This is a genomic window from Nostoc cf. edaphicum LEGE 07299 (assembly GCF_015207245.1).
Taxonomy (GTDB): Bacteria; Cyanobacteriota; Cyanobacteriia; order Cyanobacteriales; family Nostocaceae; genus Nostoc; species Nostoc edaphicum_B.
The window spans coordinates 1-4,825 of the sequence record NZ_JADEXF010000391.1 but is presented as its reverse complement, the minus strand read 5'-3'; the positions used below and the strand labels follow the sequence as shown (position 1 = coordinate 4,825).

Genomic DNA, 4,825 nt, shown 5'->3' with positions numbered 1-4,825 from the left:
GCCTAGTGGCCTTACGCCGCCCATCGTATCAAGTGTTGCAATCTGCTGGAATTGCCGGCTTTTTCGCTTCTGTAATGATCCTGCACGTATATACTTGGTTCATGATTGGTGTGGTGATGGCTCCTACTTATATCTTGCTATGGCTAGCAATCACCTGTTTAGTGACTAACTTGGCAGCAATTCTTTTTCAAAGACGCTACAGTAGCAGCCCTAGTCTTTCCAACTGAAGTCTATCAGGCGTCTATGGATGATATTTTCAGAAAATCAATCATCATTTGACCAAATAATTACTAGTTCGTAATTCGTAATTCGTAATTCGTAATTAAAGAGGGTTCAAGCTCCCACCATCATCTCTGCTGAAGGGTGGGCAACAAGACAGTGGAGGGTTCAAACCCCAAAGGAATTGCAACTACGAATTACGAATTATGTTGACGCCTCTCCATTCATGCTCAAGAATGGCATATAGCCAAGAGTCTCGCCATTCTCCCTTAATCCAATGGTGTTCTCGCAAATATCCTTCTTGTTGCATTCCAATTTTTTGCATAACTCTTGCTGAGGCAATGTTTTCTGGATGACAAGTTGCAAAGAGGCGATGTAAATCTAACTCCTGAAAACTAAATGATATAATCGCTTTTACAGCTTCAGTTGCGTATTCTTGACCCAAAAATTACTTAGTAAAAAATTATCCAATAGAGCCTATTTTGTTGTCAGTATCTTTAACGGATATGCGACAGATACCAATTAAGTGCTTTTGGGCTTTCAAAGCCACCGCTAAGGCAAAATGCTGACGGGGTTCTTCCCCTTGCAATGAAATCTCTCTTTGTAAAAAACTTTTAGTATCTTCTTGAGTGTTTGGGCCAAAAGTCAAATAACGCACAACTTTGCGATCGCTAGCGTATTGATGAACTGCTGGCCAATCTGATTCTACAAAGTCTCGCAGTACGAGACGTTGGCTTTCTAGTGGTAGATTCATTGTTTTGGATTAACAACTACATACTATATAGTCACAAGCCAAAAGGTATTGTAATCAAAGTTAGTCAATATGTATAGTTTTTTATCTATGATTAGTCAATATGCATAGTCTTTTATCTATGATAACAATTTAATATTTATTTAAGATTAAAGCTTGTGAATTAACAATATTGACATATAAGGCTGTAAGCTATTGTTTATCGCATAAAACTTAGGTATAAATAAAACTTGCAATTTATGTAAGTTTTTTCAGTCCAATTTTTGAACCATCTTTATCCTAAGCCTTCTCTATTGGAGATTCGTATTTAGCGACTCGCCATGTAGGAAGGCAATATAGTCTACTGCTTTGCAAAGAATTAAAGTTTTCTTTGCCTGATTTCTCATGGCAATAAAACATGAAACGTACTCAAAGTAGCTGGCAATTTTTACAACCCAAAATTTATTTTGCATTTTTTGTAACCAAAACCCCAGTACGTCATTGACTAATACGATCCATTTTAGAAACTTACGAGGCGATTTATTCGGTGGTTTAACTGCTGCGATCGTTTCGTTGCCTCTAGCGCTGGCATTCGGTGTTGCTTCCGGTGCTGGGCCTGTAGCTGGTCTTTATGGTGCAGTTTCCGTCGGCTTTTTTGCCGCCCTGTTTAGCGGTACGCCAACGTTGATCTCTGAACTGACCGGGCCAATGACCGTAAGCCCTCTCTAGAGGTTCTTGTGCAGCACCTGTGCTGTAGGAGTCAAGCGCATCAGTCTTTTTTAAAGTTCATTTATTGTAATACTCCTCATCAGAGGAAGCACAAGGAGGTATTCGTGGATTTTTGGTCCCTTTTTCTAATGGACTTCATTAAGCAGTTGCAGTCCCCAACACTCGCCTTTTTGATTGGTGGCATGATCATTGCTGCCCTCGGTAGCGAATTGGTCATTCCAGAGGCGATTTGTACGATCATCGTCTTCATGCTGCTCACCAAAATCGGTCTGACCGGTGGAATTGCGATCCGCAATTCTAATCTGACGGAGATGGTGTTACCCATGATCTTTGCTGTAATAACAGGGATTACGATTGTATTCATCTCGCGCTATACGTTAGCCAAGCTGCCAAAGGTCAAAGTCGTTGATGCGATCGCAACTGGGGGATTGTTTGGAGCCGTGAGTGGTTCTACAATGGCTGCTGGTCTGACGGTACTGGAAGAACAAAAGATGGCATACGAGGCATGGGCTGGCGCACTCTATCCCTTCATGGATATCCCAGCGCTGGTAACTGCAATTGTTATCGCCAACATTTACCTCAACAAGAAGAAGCGTAAAGAAGCAGCCTACTATACTGAGCAGCCTGTTGCGGCTGGTGATTATCCCGATCAAAAAGATTATCCCAGCACCCGGCAGCAATATCTCAGCCAACAGCAGGATGCTGGGGATAACAAGGTCAAGATATGGCCAATTATCGAGGAAAGCCTCCGGGGCCCTGCCTTATCGGCAATGTTGCTAGGTCTGGCTCTGGGACTGTTTACCCAACCGGAAAGTGTCTATAAAGGCTTCTACGATCCTGCCTTTCGTGGCTTGCTTTCGATCTTGATGCTGGTCATGGGGATGGAAGCTTGGTCAAGAATTGGCGAACTTCGTAAGGTAGCCCAGTGGTACGTTGTATATAGTGTGGTGGCACCTTTTGTACATGGGCTAATCGCCTTCGGTCTCGGCATGATTGCCCACTACGCCACGGGATTCAGCATGGGCGGCGTTGTGATCCTGGCTGTCATCGCTTCCTCTAGTTCGGACATTTCAGGGCCGCCTACGTTGCGAGCTGGTATCCCGTCAGCCAATCCATCTGCCTATATAGGCGCGTCCACAGCCGTCGGTACGCCAGTTGCGATCGGCTTGTGTATACCGTTCTTCCTCGGACTTGCCCAAGCGCTCGGCGGCTAATCCCAGACGGATTGAGGTCTGTCGGCGCTTCCTTGACCGGGCAGACCAAGTAGATAAATTACATCATTTCAGGAGGTAACCAACATGGGCAAGCGTGCCAACAAGCTCGTCATCGTCACGGAAAAGGTGCTGATGAAAAAGGTCGCCAAGATCATTGATGAATGCGGGGCGACTGGTTATACGGTGGTGGATACTGGCGGTAAAGGCAGTCGCAACGTGCGCTCTACCGGTAAACCCAACACTGCCGACACCGATTCAAATGTAAAGTTTGAGATACTCACCGAAAATCGGGAGATGGCAGAGAAGATTGCGGATCAGGTCGCAATCAAGTTTTTCACCGATTATGCGGGCATTATCTATATCTGTGAAGCAGAGGTACTGTACGGGAGACATTTCTGCGGGCCAGATGGCTGTTGAATCGAGACGACGCGCCACCAAATCTTTTTTGGGATATTTAAGTTGGGTAAATACATTACCCTCATGCCTTACAGCGTGATTTCTGGGTTTATGTCTGGGATGGCGTGATTGTGATTATTTTGCAGATTGCTTCTTTTGTCGGACAGGCAAACCCTACAAGTTTGGCATTTCGAGGTTTGTACCAGAGCATTACATGTTTGTAGATCGTATAGATGCACTTAAACAAGCCGTTGCTTTAGTTAATCCTCATGCAACTTATGCTAATAATCCTGGCGTTGGTACTTACACTGACACCTATTTGTAATTCGTAACTTGTAATTCGTAATTGGATTATGAATTACGAGATATAAATTACATTTTTTCATTGGCTCCAAAATGAATCAGAAACACAAGCAAAAACATGATTTTTTCAGAACCAATACTTAATTCATTTACCGGGTTAAATTTCCTCGCCGTAGGTTTACAGTCTCCTTTACTAGCAACAACTAACGAGGCAGAATATGCTCCTATTGTGCTGACTGGAGTATTGCTAAGTTTAGTAGTCATTTATCTGGCTAGTAAAATTGGTGGCGAATTATTTAGAATGATGGACTTGCCCCCTGTATTAGGAGAATTAGTTGGTGGGGTGCTTGTGGGTGCTTCTGCTCTCCATTTGGTAGTGTTTCCTGATAGTGGAGCAGCTGGTAGCGATTCCATTATCATGACTATCCTGCAATTCATTAACAACCTCAGTCCTGATGCCGTCACATCAATCTTCCAAAGCCAGAGCGAAGTTGTTTCTGTGCTTGCCGAATTAGGTGTGATCATTCTGTTATTTGAAATTGGTCTAGAATCAGACTTAAAAGAATTACAGAAAGTCGGTTATCAAGCAACAATTGTTGCTTGTGTTGGGGTAGCTGTTCCTTTTGCAGCTGGCACGGCGGGGTTGATTTTGTTGTTTCATGCGCCAGTAATTCCAGCAATTTTTGCAGGTGCAGCGCTGACAGCTACTAGTATTGGCATTACCTCAAAAGTTTTGTCAGAAATTGGGCAGTTAAAATCTCGTGAAGGTCAGATTATTGTCGGTGCAGCTGTAATTGATGACATTTTAGGCATCATTGTCTTGGCAGTGGTTGCGAGTCTTGCTAAAACTGGTGAGGTTGATATTTTCAACGTCATTTATTTAATTGTCAGCGCTACAGTCTTTCTCATTGGTTCGATTCTATTAGGTAAATATTTCAATCAGAGTTTTGTTGCGATCGCTAATAAATTGCAAACACGAGGAAACTTAATTATCCCAGCATTTATCTTTGCCTTCTTTATGGCTTTTTTGGGAAGTGCAATTCATTTAGAAGCTATCTTAGGCGCATTTGCGGCTGGCTTAGTTTTGGATGAAACGGATAAACGCAAAGAGTTAGATGAGCAGGTTAAACCTGTTGCTGATATGCTAGTGCCAGTTTTCTTTGTGACAGTTGGCGCGAAAGTTGATTTAGGCGTTCTTAATCCTTTAGTTCCAGAAAATCGAGAAGGATTAATT

General features: G+C 43.1%; 4 protein-coding genes and 3 pseudogenes. 6 read left to right on the top strand and 1 reads right to left on the bottom strand.

Annotated elements, in window-relative coordinates; genetic code table 11:
• Positions 1-227: hypothetical protein (locus IQ229_RS13275; protein WP_228013440.1), on the top strand; the 227-nt coding region annotated here is incomplete at its 5' end.
• Positions 228-409: 182 nt separating this feature from the next.
• On the opposite strand, the pseudogene IQ229_RS13270 reads toward IQ229_RS13275, so the two are convergent.
• A pseudogene (locus IQ229_RS13270) lies at positions 410-973 on the bottom strand (GNAT family N-acetyltransferase).
• 477 nt (positions 974-1,450) lie between these two features.
• Here IQ229_RS13270 and IQ229_RS13265 point away from each other — a divergent pair.
• The 5 genes and pseudogenes from IQ229_RS13265 to IQ229_RS13245 all read left to right on the top strand — a co-directional run.
• Positions 1,451-1,666 (top strand): annotated as a pseudogene (locus tag IQ229_RS13265) (SulP family inorganic anion transporter); the annotation flags it as partial.
• Positions 1,667-1,782: 116 nt separating this feature from the next.
• Entirely contained in the window at positions 1,783-2,892 is a 1,110-nt protein-coding gene (locus IQ229_RS13260; protein WP_194044353.1) for a sodium-dependent bicarbonate transport family permease, read from the top strand.
• A gap of 84 nt (positions 2,893-2,976) precedes the next feature.
• Entirely contained in the window at positions 2,977-3,309 is a 333-nt protein-coding gene (locus IQ229_RS13255; protein WP_194044352.1) for a P-II family nitrogen regulator, read from the top strand.
• A gap of 18 nt (positions 3,310-3,327) precedes the next feature.
• Positions 3,328-3,464, top strand: a pseudogene (locus IQ229_RS13250) (SulP family inorganic anion transporter); the annotation flags it as partial.
• 245 nt (positions 3,465-3,709) lie between these two features.
• Positions 3,710-4,825, top strand: a 1,116-nt coding sequence (locus tag IQ229_RS13245; RefSeq protein WP_194044351.1) for a cation:proton antiporter, incomplete at its 3' end; no start/stop codon positions are given.